General features: G+C 62.9%; 11 protein-coding genes. 4 read left to right on the top strand and 7 right to left on the bottom strand.

The genetic code is table 11. The annotated features are described in order from the left end of the window. Positions 1-9 precede the first annotated feature (9 nt). From ACFY9W_RS20600 to ACFY9W_RS20590, 3 genes are all read left to right on the top strand, one after another. Complete coding sequence (locus ACFY9W_RS20600; RefSeq protein ID WP_391133858.1) at positions 10-1,203, top strand: HlyD family efflux transporter periplasmic adaptor subunit; 1,194 nt, start codon at positions 10-12, stop codon at positions 1,201-1,203. After that, positions 1,200-2,735: a DHA2 family efflux MFS transporter permease subunit gene (locus ACFY9W_RS20595; protein WP_391133855.1), complete on the top strand. Its 1,536-nt coding sequence runs from the start codon at positions 1,200-1,202 to the stop codon at positions 2,733-2,735. The genes ACFY9W_RS20600 and ACFY9W_RS20595 overlap by 4 nt, the downstream gene beginning before the upstream one ends. 496 nt (positions 2,736-3,231) lie before the next feature. After that, complete coding sequence (locus tag ACFY9W_RS20590; RefSeq protein ID WP_391133852.1) at positions 3,232-3,978, top strand: SDR family oxidoreductase; 747 nt, start codon at positions 3,232-3,234, stop codon at positions 3,976-3,978. A 9-nt stretch (positions 3,979-3,987) separates the two neighbouring features. Here ACFY9W_RS20590 and ACFY9W_RS20585 read toward each other — a convergent pair whose 3' ends face one another. The 7 genes from ACFY9W_RS20585 to ACFY9W_RS20555 all read right to left on the bottom strand — a co-directional run bounded on the left by ACFY9W_RS20585 (position 3,988) and on the right by ACFY9W_RS20555 (position 12,390). Further along, on the bottom strand, positions 3,988-6,054 hold the full coding sequence (locus ACFY9W_RS20585) for a PAS domain-containing protein (protein ID WP_391133850.1): 2,067 nt from the start codon (positions 6,052-6,054) through the stop codon (positions 3,988-3,990). Positions 6,055-6,135: 81 nt separating this feature from the next. Further along, on the bottom strand, positions 6,136-7,545 hold the full coding sequence (mapR, locus tag ACFY9W_RS20580) for a GntR family transcriptional regulator MpaR (RefSeq protein WP_391133848.1): 1,410 nt from the start codon (positions 7,543-7,545) through the stop codon (positions 6,136-6,138). A 50-nt stretch (positions 7,546-7,595) separates the two neighbouring features. Further along, positions 7,596-8,999, bottom strand: coding sequence for a cytochrome c oxidase accessory protein CcoG (gene ccoG, locus ACFY9W_RS20575; RefSeq protein ID WP_391133846.1), 1,404 nt, complete (start codon positions 8,997-8,999; stop codon positions 7,596-7,598). Positions 9,000-9,120: 121 nt separating this feature from the next. Next, positions 9,121-9,360: a DUF3203 family protein gene (locus tag ACFY9W_RS20570; RefSeq protein WP_391133844.1), complete on the bottom strand. Its 240-nt coding sequence runs from the start codon at positions 9,358-9,360 to the stop codon at positions 9,121-9,123. Between the two features lie 636 nt (positions 9,361-9,996). Beyond that, a complete protein-coding gene (locus ACFY9W_RS20565; RefSeq protein ID WP_391133842.1) occupies positions 9,997-10,896 on the bottom strand; it encodes a hydroxymethylglutaryl-CoA lyase in 900 nt (299 codons plus the stop codon). 18 nt (positions 10,897-10,914) lie between these two features. Further along, a complete protein-coding gene (locus tag ACFY9W_RS20560) occupies positions 10,915-11,313 on the bottom strand; it encodes a MerR family DNA-binding transcriptional regulator (RefSeq protein WP_346645690.1) in 399 nt (132 codons plus the stop codon). Between the two features lie 198 nt (positions 11,314-11,511). Next, positions 11,512-12,390, bottom strand: coding sequence for a helix-turn-helix domain-containing protein (locus ACFY9W_RS20555; protein WP_391133840.1), 879 nt, complete (start codon positions 12,388-12,390; stop codon positions 11,512-11,514). Between the two features lie 172 nt (positions 12,391-12,562). On the opposite strand from ACFY9W_RS20555, the gene pobA reads away from it, so the two are divergent. After that, entirely contained in the window at positions 12,563-13,750 is a 1,188-nt protein-coding gene (pobA, locus tag ACFY9W_RS20550; protein WP_391133838.1) for a 4-hydroxybenzoate 3-monooxygenase, read from the top strand. The last annotated feature ends 118 nt before the right edge of the window (positions 13,751-13,868 follow it).

Below are 13,868 nucleotides of genomic sequence, written 5' to 3'. Positions count from 1 at the left end.
GGTATTGCCATGGCTACCCCCGCAGACACCCCGACTCCCTCCGCCACGCCCGAGCCGTCACGCAAGCGCAAGGCCTGGCTGCTAGGCCTGCTGTTGCTGCTGATTGTTGCCGGTGCGTGTACCTGGGCCTGGTACAGCCTGGTCGGGCGCTGGCACGAAAGCACTGACGATGCCTACGTCAACGGCAACGTGGTGGAGATCACCCCGCTGGTTACCGGCACGGTCACCAGCATTGGCGCCGATGACGGCGACCTGGTCCATGCCGGCCAGGTGTTGCTGCAATTCGACCCGGCCGAAAGCGAGGTGGCCTTGCAGTCTGCCGAAGCCAAGCTGGCGCGCAGTGTGCGCCAGGTGCGCGGGCTGTACAGCAACGTCGACTCGCTCAAGGCCCAGCTGGAAACCCGCCAGGCCGAACTGCGCAAGGCCCAGCAGGATTTCAACCGGCGCAAGGTGCTGGCCGACAGCGGTGCGATTGCTGCCGAAGAGCTGTCCCATGCCCGCGATGACCTGAGCGTGGCCCAGGCCGCCGTCAACAGTGCCCGCCAGCAACTCAGCACCAGCAGTGCGCTGGTCGACGACACCGTGGTGTCCTCGCACCCTGAGGTGATGGCCGCTGCTGCCGACCTGCGCCAGGCCTACCTCGACCACGCCCGCACCACCCTGGTGGCACCGGTTACCGGTTATGTTGCCAAGCGTACCGTGCAACTGGGCCAGCGCTTGCAGCCGGGCACTGCGACCATGGCGGTGATCCCGCTGGACCAGGTATGGATCGACGCCAACTTCAAGGAAACCCAGTTGCGCGAGATGCGTATCGGCCAGCCGGTACAGATCAGCGCCGACCTGTATGGCAGCGAGGTCAAGTACAGCGGTACGGTCGACAGCCTTGGCGCCGGTACCGGCAGCGCCTTTGCCTTGCTACCAGCGCAAAACGCAACTGGCAACTGGATCAAGATCGTGCAACGTGTCCCGGTGCGTATTCACCTGAGCCCGGATCAGCTCAAGGACCACCCGCTGCGCATTGGCCTTTCCACCGTGGTGGAAGTCGACCTTCATGACCAGAGCGGCCCGGCGCTGGCCCAACAGCCGCCGCAACAGGCCAGCTACACCACGCAGGTGTACGACCGTCAGTTGGTCGAGGCCGATGACCTGATCGCCCGCTTGATCCACGAAAACAGCGCAACCGGCAAGACGGCCCAGCGATGAGCAACAATGCCGCAGCCCAGTTCACGCCGCCCAGCCTGCTGCTGACCACCATCGGCCTGTCGCTGGCCACGTTCATGCAGGTGCTCGACACCACCATCGCCAACGTGGCGTTGCCGACCATTTCCGGCAACCTCGGGGTGAGTTACGAGCAGGGCACCTGGGTTATCACCTCGTTTGCGGTGAGCAACGCCATCGCCTTGCCACTGACGGGCTGGCTAAGCCGGCGGTTTGGCGAAGTGAAACTGTTCATCTGGGCCACGCTGCTGTTCGTGCTGGCCTCGTTCCTGTGCGGTATTGCCCAGTCGATGCCTGAGCTGGTCGGGTTTCGCGTGTTGCAGGGCGTTGTAGCGGGGCCGCTGTACCCCATGACGCAGACGTTGCTGATTGCTGTCTACCCGCCCGCCAAGCGAGGCATGGCCCTGGCGCTGTTGGCGATGGTTACGGTGGTGGCGCCGATTGCCGGGCCTATTCTTGGCGGCTGGATAACCGACAGCTACAGCTGGCCGTGGATCTTCTTCATCAACATACCCATCGGCCTGTTTGCCGCTGCCGTGGTGCGCCAGCAGATGCGCACGCGGCCAGTGGTCACCAGCCGCCAGCCAATGGACTACATCGGCCTGCTGACGCTGATTATCGGTGTTGGTGCGTTGCAGGTGGTGCTGGACAAAGGCAATGACCTGGACTGGTTCGAGTCGTCGTTCATCATTATCGGTAGCCTGATCTCGGTGGTGTTCCTGGCGGTGTTCGTGATCTGGGAGCTGACCGACCGCCACCCGGTAGTGAACCTGCGCCTGTTCGTGCACCGCAACTTCCGCGTCGGCACCATTGTGCTGGTAGGGGGCTATGCCGGGTTCTTCGGCATCAACCTGATCCTGCCGCAGTGGTTGCAGACACAGATGGGTTACACCGCCACCTGGGCGGGCCTGGCGGTGGCGCCGATCGGCCTGTTGCCGGTAGTCATGTCGCCGTTCGTGGGCAAGTATGCGCACCGCTTCGACCTGCGTGTGCTGGCGGGGCTGGCGTTTCTGGCGATCGGCACCAGTTGCTACATGCGTGCGGGCTTCACCAGTGAGGTGGACTTCCAGCATGTGGCCCTGGTGCAGTTGTTCATGGGCATTGGCGTGGCGCTGTTCTTCATGCCGACCTTGAGCATCCTGCTGTCCGACCTGCCGCCGCACCAGATTGCCGATGGCTCGGGGCTGGCGACCTTCCTGCGTACCCTGGGCGGGAGTTTTGCAGCGTCGTTGACGACCTGGATCTGGATTCGCCGGGCGGACCAGCACCATGCTTACCTGAGCGAGAACATCAGCCAGTTCGACCCGGCAACGCGGCACACGCTTGAGCAGCTGGGCGGGGCCAACCCGCAAAGCTATGCGCAGCTTGAGCAGATACTCAACGGGCAGGCGTACATGATGTCGACCGTGGACTACTTCACCCTGATGACCTGGGTGTTTGCAGGGTTGATCCTGCTCGTGTGGTTCGCCAAACCGCCGTTTACCGCGAAGGCGGGGCCCGCGTCGGCGGGCCATTGAGGCAATCCGAGAGACCAGACCACATGCGTTGCTCTTGCTCTTGCTCTTGCTCTTGCTCTTGCTCTTGCTTCGGCTTTTGCTTCTAAGCGCGCGATAGTCCAGGCGCCGCCGATTGCGACTTCAGGAGGCCGAGCGGAGGGCTTGCGGAGGGAGGTGACGGGCATGGATGCCCGTCAAGCGCTGAGGCCCCATGGATGGGGCCTGCAGCGCGTACTCCCGGGAGCAAGCCCGTAGCGAGGGAACCCCGGAGCGCAGCGTAGGGGCCGCATGATGGGAGCGAACGGTTTTTGGTTCCTTTTTGCCACGACAAAAAGGGACCCGCCGTAAGGGCGGAAAGGTGATTGAGCGCCACCCTCGGCAATGAATAGCTACGCGATGTAAATGCCCACACCCAAAAACCAAAAACCAAGAAGTGTCTGTGCTGACCGTGGTCATTCCCCTGCACAGTTAATTCGCCTATTGTCGGCTCTCCCTCCCCAGAGCGATAGACAAAGCCATGGACAAAGTCATCGTCATCACCGGCGGCAGCCGTGGCATCGGCGCTGCCACGGCGCTGCTGGCCGCCCGCCAGGGCTACCGCATCTGCATCAACTACCACGCCGACGAGCAGGCCGCAGAAAGCACACTCGGCCAGGTCCGCGCCCTCGGCGCCGAAGCCATTGCCGTGCGCGCCGACGCCAGCGTCGAAGATGAAATCATCCAGCTGTTCCAGCACGTCGACGAAGCACTCGGCCCGGTTACCGCACTGGTCAACAATGCCGGCACCATCGGCCAGCAGAGCCGGGTCGAGGACATGTCCGAGTTCCGCCTGCTCAAGGTCATGAAGACCAACGTCGTCGGCCCCATGCTCTGCGCCAAGCACGCCCTGCTGCGTATGGCCCGTCGGCACGGCGGGCAGGGCGGCGCCATCGTCAACGTGTCTTCGGTAGCGGCACGCCTGGGCTCGCCCAACGAATATGTCGACTATGCCGCCTCCAAAGGTGCACTCGATACCTTCACCATCGGCCTGGCCAAGGAAGTGGCAGGAGAAGGCGTGCGGGTCAATGGTGTAAGGCCGGGCTACATCCACACCGGTTTTCATGCGCTATCCGGCGACCCCGACCGGGTCAGCAAGCTCGAACCCGGCTTGCCCATGGGCCGCGGCGGGCGCCCTGACGAAGTGACGCAGGCCATTCTCTGGCTGCTGTCGGACAACGCGTCCTACTCCACTGGTAGCTTCATCGACCTGGGCGGTGGGCGCTGAACGCGCCCGTCACGCCTCAAGCAGGGTGCGTACGTGCTCGGCCAACACCTCCAGATCGAACGGCTTGGTCAGCACCGCGGTGCCTTGCAGCAGTTGGCCGTCACTGAGCGCCGCGCTTTCGTCGTAACCGGTGATGAACAGCACCTTGAGGTCGGGGTAGCGCTCGCGGCAACGCTCGGCCACCTGGCGGCCATTCAGGCCGCCGGGCAAGCCGATATCGCTTAGCAGCAGGTCTGGGCGTTCACTGTTTTGCAGGTAGGCCAGGGCAGAGGGGCCATCCTCGAACGCATCCACCAGGTAACCCAGCTCCTCCAGCACTTCGCAAACCACCAGGCGCAACGCCGTCTGGTCCTCGACCAGCAGGATGCGCTGCACCGCCGTGCCGCTTCTCTCCTGCAACATGCGCTGTGGCTTGGGAACGGGTGCCTTGGGTTGCCTGTAGTAGCGGGGGAGCAGCAATTCGATGCGCGTGCCTTCACCCAGCGTGGAAAGGACGCGCAGTTGGCCACCCGACTGGCGGACGAAACCGTAGGTCATCGACAAACCCAGGCCGGTACCCTGGCCCATGGGCTTGGTGGTAAAGAACGGGTCGACGGCACGCTCGGCCACCTCTGCCGACATGCCATTGCCGTTGTCGGAGATGCTCAGGCGCACGTACTCGCCGGCGGGCAGTTCCAGCGCCTGAGCCTGTACCTCGTCCAGCAGCAGGTTGTCGCCGATGATCTCGATCACCCCGCCTGCCGGCATGGCATCGCGGGCGTTGATGCACACATTGAGCAGCGCACTTTCAAGCTGCGGCGGGTCGATGAAGGTCGGCCATAGCTGGTTGGGAAACTGGCTGCCCAGGGTGATGGCCGGGCCCATGGTGCGGCGCAGCAGTTCTTCCATGCCGGCCACCAGCGTGGCCACCTGCGTGGAGCAAGGCTGCAGGGTTTGCTGGCGAGCGAAGGCCAGCAGCCTGTGAACCAGTGAGGATGCACGTTGCGCCGAGCTGCTGGACAGCTCCAGCAGTGGCTGCAGGGTGTCGAAACGAGACTGGTCCAGGCGTTGGCGCATCAGCTCCTGAGCGCCCAGGATGCCGCCCAGCAGGTTGTTGAAGTCGTGGGCGATGCCGCCGCTGAGCTGGCCCACCGCTTCCATCTTCTGGGCCTGGCGCAAGGCCTCTTCGGCTTGGGCCAGGCGGTCTTGCTCCTGCACCCGCTCGGTGATGTCATAAGCGAAGAGGAAGGCGCACTGTATTTCGCCTTCATGGTCGCGCAAGGCATTGAAGCGCAGTTCAAAGTGGCGCTGCTCGGGCACCTTGCCGAAGGTGCCGACCTCGACGAACTGCTCGCCTGCCAGGGCACGCTGCCACATGGCCACGCTCAGTGCCCGGACTTCGGGCTCATGACTGATCAGCTCTGGCAAGTAATCACCGATTGCAGGCGTACGCCCGAACAGCAGCTGAAAGTCATGCTTGGCCTGGCGATTGATGGCCAGCCAGCGCATGCCCCTGTCGACCACATGCACATTCGCCATGCTGTGGTCGACCAGTTCGGCAAACAGCCGGCGCCCTGCCAGTGCAGCGCTCACCCGCTGTTCAAGCTCTTCGTTCAGGTGCTGCAGGGCCTGCTCTGTCAGCCGGCGTTCGGTAACGTCCTTGAACAGTACGGCGACCTGGCGTTTTTCGGCGGGTTCTACGCGGAACGTGGTGACGGACAGTACGCGGCCGGTGGCAACCAGTTCCTGCTCGAAGTGCAGCGGCTCCCCCGTGCGCAACACCGCGCCATAACGGGCCACCCAGTCATCGGCCTCATCGGGCACCATTTCGCGCAGCTTCTGCCCGACCACGTTGGGGATGCCGGCATGCTTGGCGTAGGCTGCGTTGGCCAGCACATGCACATAGTCACTCAACGGGCCGTGTGGGCCGTCGAAGAACTCGATGATGCAAAAGCCCTCGTCCATGGTGTCGAACAGCGAACGATAAAAGTTCTGGTCGTGGGCCTGATGGCCGGCAAGCTGTGATTGCAATTGCGCGTTCTGCCGCTGAAGGGCTTCGACTTGTTGGCGCAGTGAAAGCAGGTCGCGGGAGGGCATGCCGACGTCCGACAAAAGGGGAAACACAGACTTTATCGCGTTCGCCTTCAAGCGAACAGTCGCCCGCCGGGCCATCATCCATCAGAACGAGCGAATGATCCGCCCCAGGGTGTCCATGGCCCGTTCGGCCCCGTCATGCCAGGGGCTGCCATAGTTCAGGCGGATGCAATTGCCGAAGCGCCGGGTAGGCGAGAAGATCGGCCCGGGGGCGATGCTGATGCCTTGGGCCAGGGCCATGTGGAACAGCTTCAGCGCGTCCATCTGCTCGGGCAGCTCCAGCCACAGGAAGTAGCCACCCGACGGCTGGCTGACCTGCGTGGGTGCCGGGAAGTAGCGGGTGATGGCCGCCAGCATGTTGGCCTGTTGGCCTTCAAGTGCATAGCGCAGCTTGCGCAGGTGGCGGTCGTAGCCGCCGTGCTGGAGGTAGTCGGCGATGGCTGCCTGGGCCGGCATCGAGGCGCACAGCGAGGTCATCAGCTTGAGCCGCTCGATTTTCTGCGCAAAGCGCCCGGCCGCCACCCAGCCGATGCGGTAACCGGGCGCAAGGCTTTTGGCGAACGAACCGCAATGCATCACCAGGCCTTGCGTATCGAAGGCCTTGGCGGGTTTGGGCGCCTGTTGCGCGTAATACAGCTCGGCGTATACATCGTCCTCGATCAACGGCACCTGGTGACGCGTCAGCAGTTCCACCAGCGCCTGCTTCTTCGCCTCCGGCATGCTCGCGCCAACAGGGTTCTGGAAGTTGGTCATGCACCAGACGGCTTTCACCGGATGCTTTTCCAGCGTTTGTGCCAGTACCCCGAGGTCCATGCCTTCGCGTGGGTGCACGGGGATTTCCACCGCCTTGAGCTTGAGGCGCTCCAGTACTTGCAGGCAGGCGTAGAAGGCAGGGGCTTCGATGGCCACCAGGTCTCCCGGCTGGGTCACCGCCTGCAGGCACAGGTTCAGGGCTTCCAGTGCACCGTTGGTGATCAGCAACTCCTCCATGGGCAGCATCAGCCCACCGACCATGTAGCGCAGGGCAATTTGCCGGCGCAGCTGTGGGTTGCCAGGCGACAGGTCGGTCACCACCATGCGCGGGTCCATGCTGCGGCTGGCGCTTGCCAGCGAGCGCGACAGGCGCTGCAGCGGGAACAGCTCGGGGCTGGGGAAGGCTGAGCCGAACGGGATGGTGTTGGGGTCCTTGATAGAGTCGAGGATCGAGAACACCAGTGCGCTGACGTCCACGTCAGTGGATTCGCTGACGGGCTGCAACGCCTGGGGCTCGCTGAACTGGCGCGGGGCGTGGGCGTTGACGAAATAGCCCGAGCGCGGCCGGGCGCGGATCAGCCCGCGCCGTTCCAGCAGGTAATAGGCCTGGAACACGGTGGACGGGCTGACCCCGTGGGTCTGGCTGGCATAGCGCACCGAAGGCACGCGCTGGCCGGGGCCCAGTACCCCGGAGCGGATCAGTTCGGCAATGTCGTCGGCGAAGCGTTCGTAGCGTTTCATTCTGGCCTTCTATCGAAGCCTGGCAGGCAAGGTGGAGTCAGTGTAAGGGATCAGCGGTTCATCGGTGCGACGAAGCGGCTTTGGGCAACGCTGCGGATGGCGGCGTCGTCACGCTCGCGAATTTCGAAGCTGAGGGTTTGCGAGCTGCTGGCCGGGCGTTCGGCCAGCATCGCCACCGACACCGGCAGTTCGCTCATTTCGCCAGCGGGGATTACCAAGGTGGTGTTGCCCTGCAAGGTGAAACCTTCTGCGTCCAGCAGGCGCACTTCGTAGTGCTGGGTGCGCTCGGTCTTGTTGATGACCTTGAGCAGGTAGATGTTCTCGATCTGGCCCTGGGCATTCTCCCGGAACAGGCCACGGTCCTTGATGACGTCCAGCGATACCATCGGGCGCAGTTGCAAGGCCACCACCAGCGCACCGATCATCACCACCAGCGCGACCGCGTAGCCGATCAGGCGCGGGCGCAGCCAGTGGGTAGTGCCGCCCTGCAAGCTGTGCTCGGACTTGTAGCCAATCAGGCCGCGGGCGTAGCCCATCTTGTCCATCACCCCGTCGCAGGCGTCGATGCACGCTGCGCAGCCGATGCAGGCCATTTGCAGGCCATCGCGGATGTCGATGCCGGTGGGGCACACCTGCACGCACAGCGTGCAGTCGATGCAGTCGCCAAGGCCTTGGGCTTGTACGTCACTGCCTTTCTTGCGCGGGCCGCGGGCCTCGCCGCGGCGCGGGTCGTAGGCAACTGCCAGGGTGTCCTTGTCGAACATCACGCTCTGGAAGCGTGCATACGGGCACATGTGCAGGCACACCGCTTCACGCAGCAGGCCGGCATTGATGTAGGTGGCGGCAGTGAAGAACAGCACCCAGAACAGCGCCACGCCGCCCAGTTGCAGGGTGAACAGTTCCGCGGCCAGCGGGCGAATGGGCGTGAAGTAGCCGACGAAGGTGAGGGCAGTGGCGACACCAATGGCCAGCCACAGGCTGTGCTTCAAGGCACGACGCGCCAGTTTGTTCAGGCTCCAGGGGGCGGCGGCCAGCCTGATACGCTGGTTGCGATCGCCCTCGGTAACCTTTTCGCACCACATGTATAGCCACGTCCAGGTGCTCTGCGGGCAACTGTAGCCACACCACACGCGGCCAGCGTACACGGTGATGGCGAACAGGCCGAAGGCGCAGATGATCAGTAGCGCCGACAGCAGGATGAAGTCTTGCGGCCAGAAGGTGGCACCAAAGATATGGAATTTGCTGTTGGCCAAATCCCACAGTACAGCCTGGCGGCCGTTCCAGTTCAGCCAGGCCGTGCCGAAGAACAGCACGAACAGGGCGCCGGCAAAGCTGATGCGCAGTGTGCGGTACAGCCCGGTGAAGCTGCGGGTGTGGATGCCGCTGTCGGCGCGTCGCGGTTGAGAACTGGCTGGGGCGGTGGCGATCTCTGTGAAAGGGATTCTATTGTTCATGGCTCGGTGCTCATCAGGCCTCGATCAGGCATGAGCACTATGGCCCTGAGGCTGTTATCAGCACAGGCTCAGGTTTCGCGATAAAAACCGTATCAGATTGTCCCCTTCACCCCGCCAGCCCTTAGATTACCGAGCCTGGCACGCTAGCTTTCAGATGCCTGCGGCTATCCACCGCACCCGCCACGGTCAGTGCATCGGCCTCGGCTTCGGTAATGGGTACGCGATGGCCTGCAAGCAAGGCCACCGACATGCGCAGCTGCTCGTCGGTGATGATTTCGATATCAGGGCCATCACCCTCGATGCGCGAGTCTTCGCCGATCAGGGTACAGCGGCGAGTGGTTTCATCGATTTCAACCGGCATGGCGTTGTCCTCCTGTGGGGTTACAGGGTGGACCGCAGTACAAGGCAGATTGCTGCATCAGCAGGCTGAACGGAGGGGAAGGGGGAGACAGGAAGCACTAAGGGGAGCCGTAGCTCCCCCCAAAGCGTTGTTGCTTGCTCTTTTTTTATTATTGAGACGGGCTTTTTGTTGTTTTTGTAAGCCTGCCTTGGTGTTGCGGGCGACCCCCATGCGGGGTCAAGAGCAAACGTATTTTTTTGAGCGCTGACCTGCCTTCATCATTGCTGATCCGAACCTGGCTGCTGCTACCTTGAGGTAGTTTTATTGTTCTGTGCCAGACCGCGGGGCGTACCCCTGAAAAGCGTGTCGACTCCAAAAAGATCTGCTTGCTGCGCCTCTGCCGTGTTGTTCTTGTTATGTCAGAGCCGTTATCTGTTGTTTTTATTGGGTGTCACGTTGTTTTTTTTGTTCTTGTACCAAATATATAGCAGAGTGCGTGCCAACTTTTTCAAATCCTTTAAAATCAAGCACTTAGCGTATAGCGCCAAAATAGCCAGCCCTGAAATTCTGTCGATTTGTTTCCCTGTTACCCGATTTTTTGCTGTGAAACGTGGGGGCGGTAACACTCCGCCCACACCTTTGTGACACCCGTGTGACTCACTGCGCGCTACGCGCCCGTGCTACCCGCGACCCATTGCCGCGGCCCAGCACGCTGCTGATCCGCTGGCCAGCGGCAATCAGCCGCTCCAGGTCGATGCCGGTGTGAATCCCAAGCCCCTGTAGCAGGTACACCACGTCTTCGGTGGCGATGTTGCCCGTCGCGCCTTTGGCGTAGGGGCAGCCACCCAGCCCGGCTACCGAGCTGTCGAACACGCTGATGCCTTCGAGCAGGCTGGCATAGACGTTGGCCAGGGCCTGGCCATAAGTGTCGTGGAAGTGCCCCGCCAGCTGTTCGCGCGGTACCTGGGCCGAAACCACCTCGAACAGGCGGCGGGTATCGCCGGCCGTGCCGGTGCCGATGGTGTCACCCAGCGACACCTCATAGCAGCCCATGTCGTGCAGGGCGCGGGCCACCGGTGCTACCTGCTCGGCGCTGACCTTGCCTTCGTAGGGGCAGCCGAGCACGCATGACACGTAGCCGCGCACGCGTACGCCGTGGTTACGAGCCGCTTCCATTATCGGCTCGAAGCGCGTCAGGCTGTCGCTGATCGAGCAGTTGATATTGCGCTGCGAGAAGGCTTCAGAGGCGGCCGCGAATACCGCCACTTCCTTTACCCCCGCCGCCAGGGCGTCCTCGAAACCGCGCAGGTTGGGGGCCAGTGCTGCATAGGTAACGCCAGGGCGCTGCCGGATACCGGCAAACACCTCGGCGGAGCCGGCCATTTGCGGCACCCACTTGGGCGAGACAAAACTGCCCACTTCGATGTAGGCCAGGCCTGCTTCGGTGAGGTCGTCCACCAGGCGCACCTTGTCGGCGACGCTGATGGGCTGGGCTTCGTTCTGCAAACCGTCGCGGGGGCCGACTTCGACCAGGCGGACTTCTTTGGGCAAGGACATGGCGGGTTTCCTGTGGCGTCAGCGGTTGTCTTTGTTGTTCAGGGTGGCGGCCAGGGCTTGTTCGCAGCGCTCCTGGGCGGTGTCCAGTTCCAGTTGCATCTGGTGGATGTCGAGCATCTGCTGCTCCAGCTGGGCGCGCCGTTCGGCGATTTTTGCCAGCATGCTGTGGAGCTGCTTGAGGTTGCCGCTGGTGGGGTCGTAGAGTTCGATCAGTTCACGGCACTCCGCCAGCGAAAAGCCGATGCGCTTGCCGCGCAGGATGAGTTTCAGGCTGACCTTGTCACGCGCCGAGTAGATACGCTCCAGGCCACGGCGTTCGGGGCTCAGCAAGCCTTGCTCTTCATAGAAGCGGATGGCCCGGGTGGTGATGTCCAGCTCGCGGGACAGGTCGGAGATGCTGTAGGTCTGGGTGCTCATGCTGGGGCTCGGCGTGGGGTATGCCGGTATCCTGAGGGTAGGTTGACGTAAACGTCAAGCAAACTGTAGATGTGTGCCGCCTGTGGGGGCCTCTTCGCGGGCACGCCCGCTCCCACAGGTACTGAGCAAACTTTGAGAGCGGCGCGGTCACTGTGGGAGCGGGCGTGCCCGCGAAGAGGCCCCCACAGGCCACGGCAATCATTCAGCCAAACCCGACCTGCGATACCCATTGGGCGTCTGCCCACTCAACCGCTTGAACCACCGTGCAAAGTAGGTCGGGTCGGTAAAGCCCAGGCTATCCGACAACTGCCCGATGCTCATCCGCGTATAAGTCAGGTTACGCCGGGCCTCCAGCAACAACCGCTGATGCACCACCTGCAATGCGGTCTGCCCGCTCAAGGCCCGGCACAGCTGGTTCAGCTGCAGGCTCGGCACATTCAGCCGGGCGGCAAAATCCTCCACCGAAAGGTGCTCACGGTAATGCGCCTCGACCAGGCGCAGGTACTGCCCCAGCAACTGCCGGTCACGTTCATCCCGGGTACGCGGCGCCTGGCCCAGTTGCTGGCGGCGGCTGATCCATACCATCAACGCAGTCACCAATGCCTCCAGCAGCGTGGCCCGCCCCGGCGCACTGCCTTGGTACTCCTGCTGCAAAGTGCCGATCAGGCTGCGCAGGTGCACGCGATCACGGCCCAGCGGGTAACACGCCGGTTTTGCCAGCACCGTCAGCGGCGCGCCCAGGCGCTGCTCCAGGTTCGCCACCAGCGCCATGCCGAAAGTCAGCACATACCCCTGGATATCGGCGCTGAAGCGAAAGCCGTGCACGGTCATCGGCGGCACCACCTGGATCGCTGCCTCGCCGATGGCACTGCGCGCGCCCTCGATCTCCACCTGGGCCTGGCCGCGCTGTACGTAAAGCAACTGGAACAACTCGGCATGCTGGTGCGGCTTGATCTCCCAGTGGTGCAGGCGGCTACGCGCCGGGATCGACTCGCAGTGCAGCAGGTCGGTGCCGGGCCAGGCCTGGTTTTCGCCATACAGCTTGAACAACGGGACGCCGGGGAGGGTGGATTTCATGCAGGTTCGCCTGTCCGTTAATCGAACGTTTTTTGTAAAAGTGCAGATTTCCCATGGGATAGCACACTTATCTGGCGGTTTCTGCCAGTAAAAATGCAAGGGCAAACCCTAACAGCAGATGCCGCCCCACTGCCAGTCCAGGGCCGGCATCGTCCGAACAGAGACAACAACAATGAAAACTCAGGTTGCAATTATTGGTGCAGGTCCGTCTGGCCTGCTGCTGGGTCAGCTGCTGCACAAGGCCGGCATCGACAACATCATTGTCGAGCGCCAGACGCCCGAGTACGTACTGGGCCGCATCCGCGCCGGGGTGCTGGAGCAAGGCACGGTCGACCTGCTGCGCGAAGCCGGTGTAGCTGAGCGCATGGACCGTGAAGGCCTGGTGCACGAAGGGGTCGAGCTGCTGGTTGGCGGGCGCCGTCAGCGCCTGGACCTCAAGGCCCTGACCGGTGGCAAGACGGTGATGGTGTACGGTCAGACCGAAGTCACCCGTGACCTGATGCAGGCCCGTGAAGCCAGCGGTGCGCCGATTATCTATTGCGCCAGCAATGTCCAGCCGCATGAACTGAAAGGCGAGAAGCCTTACATCACCTTCGAAAAAGATGGCCGCGTGCACCGGGTGGACTGCGACCATATCGCCGGCTGTGACGGCTTCCATGGTGTTTCGCGGCAAAGCATCCCCGAGGGTGTGCTGAAGCAGTACGAGCGGGTTTACCCGTTTGGCTGGCTGGGCTTGCTGTCGGACACACCGCCGGTCAATCACGAGCTGATCTATGCCCATCACGAGCGCGGTTTTGCGTTGTGCAGCCAACGCTCGCAAACACGCAGCCGCTACTACGTGCAGGTCCCCTTGCAGGACCGGGTCGAGGAATGGTCTGACGAGCGTTTCTGGGACGAACTCAAAGCCCGTTTGCCTGCTGATGTGGCGGCTGACCTGGTGACTGGCCCAGCCCTGGAAAAAAGCATCGCCCCGCTGCGCAGCCTGGTGGTCGAGCCCATGCAATATGGCCACCTGTTCCTGGTCGGCGACGCCGCGCATATTGTCCCGCCTACCGGTGCCAAAGGCCTGAACCTGGCTGCCTCGGACGTAAACTACCTCTACCGCATTCTGGTCAAGGTGTACCGCGAAGGGCGCACCGACCTGCTGCAGCAATATTCGCCGCTGGCCCTGCGCCGGGTATGGAAGGGCGAACGCTTCAGCTGGTTCATGACCCAGTTGCTGCATGACTTCGGCAGCCACAAGGATGCCTGGGACCAGAAGATGCAGGAGGCCGACCGCGAGTACTTCCTGAACTCGCCGGCGGGGTTGGTGAACATTGCCGAGAACTATGTGGGGCTGCCGTACGAAGAAGTGGCCTGATTTCTGGCTGCGCTGTCGCGCAAGGAACTCTGCCCGCAAGCCCGCTGCCTTCGGTGTGGGAGCCGCGCTTGCCGGCGATGGGCTGCGCAGCGGCCCCAAAGTCTCAAGTCAATTCCAA

It is taken from the genome of Pseudomonas sp. NPDC008258, assembly GCF_042956345.1.
Lineage (GTDB): Bacteria > Pseudomonadota > Gammaproteobacteria > Pseudomonadales > Pseudomonadaceae > Aquipseudomonas.
The sequence above is the reverse complement of the archived record's forward strand: the minus strand, read 5'-3'. Positions and strand labels throughout refer to the sequence as shown.

Coding starts and splice junctions, on each gene's coding strand:
- ACFY9W_RS20600 (WP_391133858.1), top strand. CDS start 10: ATGGCTACCCCCGCAGACACCCCGACTCCCTCCGCCACGCCCGAGCCG.
- ACFY9W_RS20595 (WP_391133855.1), top strand. CDS start 1,200: ATGAGCAACAATGCCGCAGCCCAGTTCACGCCGCCCAGCCTGCTGCTG.
- ACFY9W_RS20590 (WP_391133852.1), top strand. CDS start 3,232: ATGGACAAAGTCATCGTCATCACCGGCGGCAGCCGTGGCATCGGCGCT.
- ACFY9W_RS20585 (WP_391133850.1), bottom strand. CDS start 6,054: ATGCCCTCCCGCGACCTGCTTTCACTGCGCCAACAAGTCGAAGCCCTT.
- mapR (WP_391133848.1), bottom strand. CDS start 7,545: ATGAAACGCTACGAACGCTTCGCCGACGACATTGCCGAACTGATCCGC.
- ccoG (WP_391133846.1), bottom strand. CDS start 8,999: ATGAACAATAGAATCCCTTTCACAGAGATCGCCACCGCCCCAGCCAGT.
- ACFY9W_RS20570 (WP_391133844.1), bottom strand. CDS start 9,360: ATGCCGGTTGAAATCGATGAAACCACTCGCCGCTGTACCCTGATCGGC.
- ACFY9W_RS20565 (WP_391133842.1), bottom strand. CDS start 10,896: ATGTCCTTGCCCAAAGAAGTCCGCCTGGTCGAAGTCGGCCCCCGCGAC.
- ACFY9W_RS20560 (WP_346645690.1), bottom strand. CDS start 11,313: ATGAGCACCCAGACCTACAGCATCTCCGACCTGTCCCGCGAGCTGGAC.
- ACFY9W_RS20555 (WP_391133840.1), bottom strand. CDS start 12,390: ATGAAATCCACCCTCCCCGGCGTCCCGTTGTTCAAGCTGTATGGCGAA.
- pobA (WP_391133838.1), top strand. CDS start 12,563: ATGAAAACTCAGGTTGCAATTATTGGTGCAGGTCCGTCTGGCCTGCTG.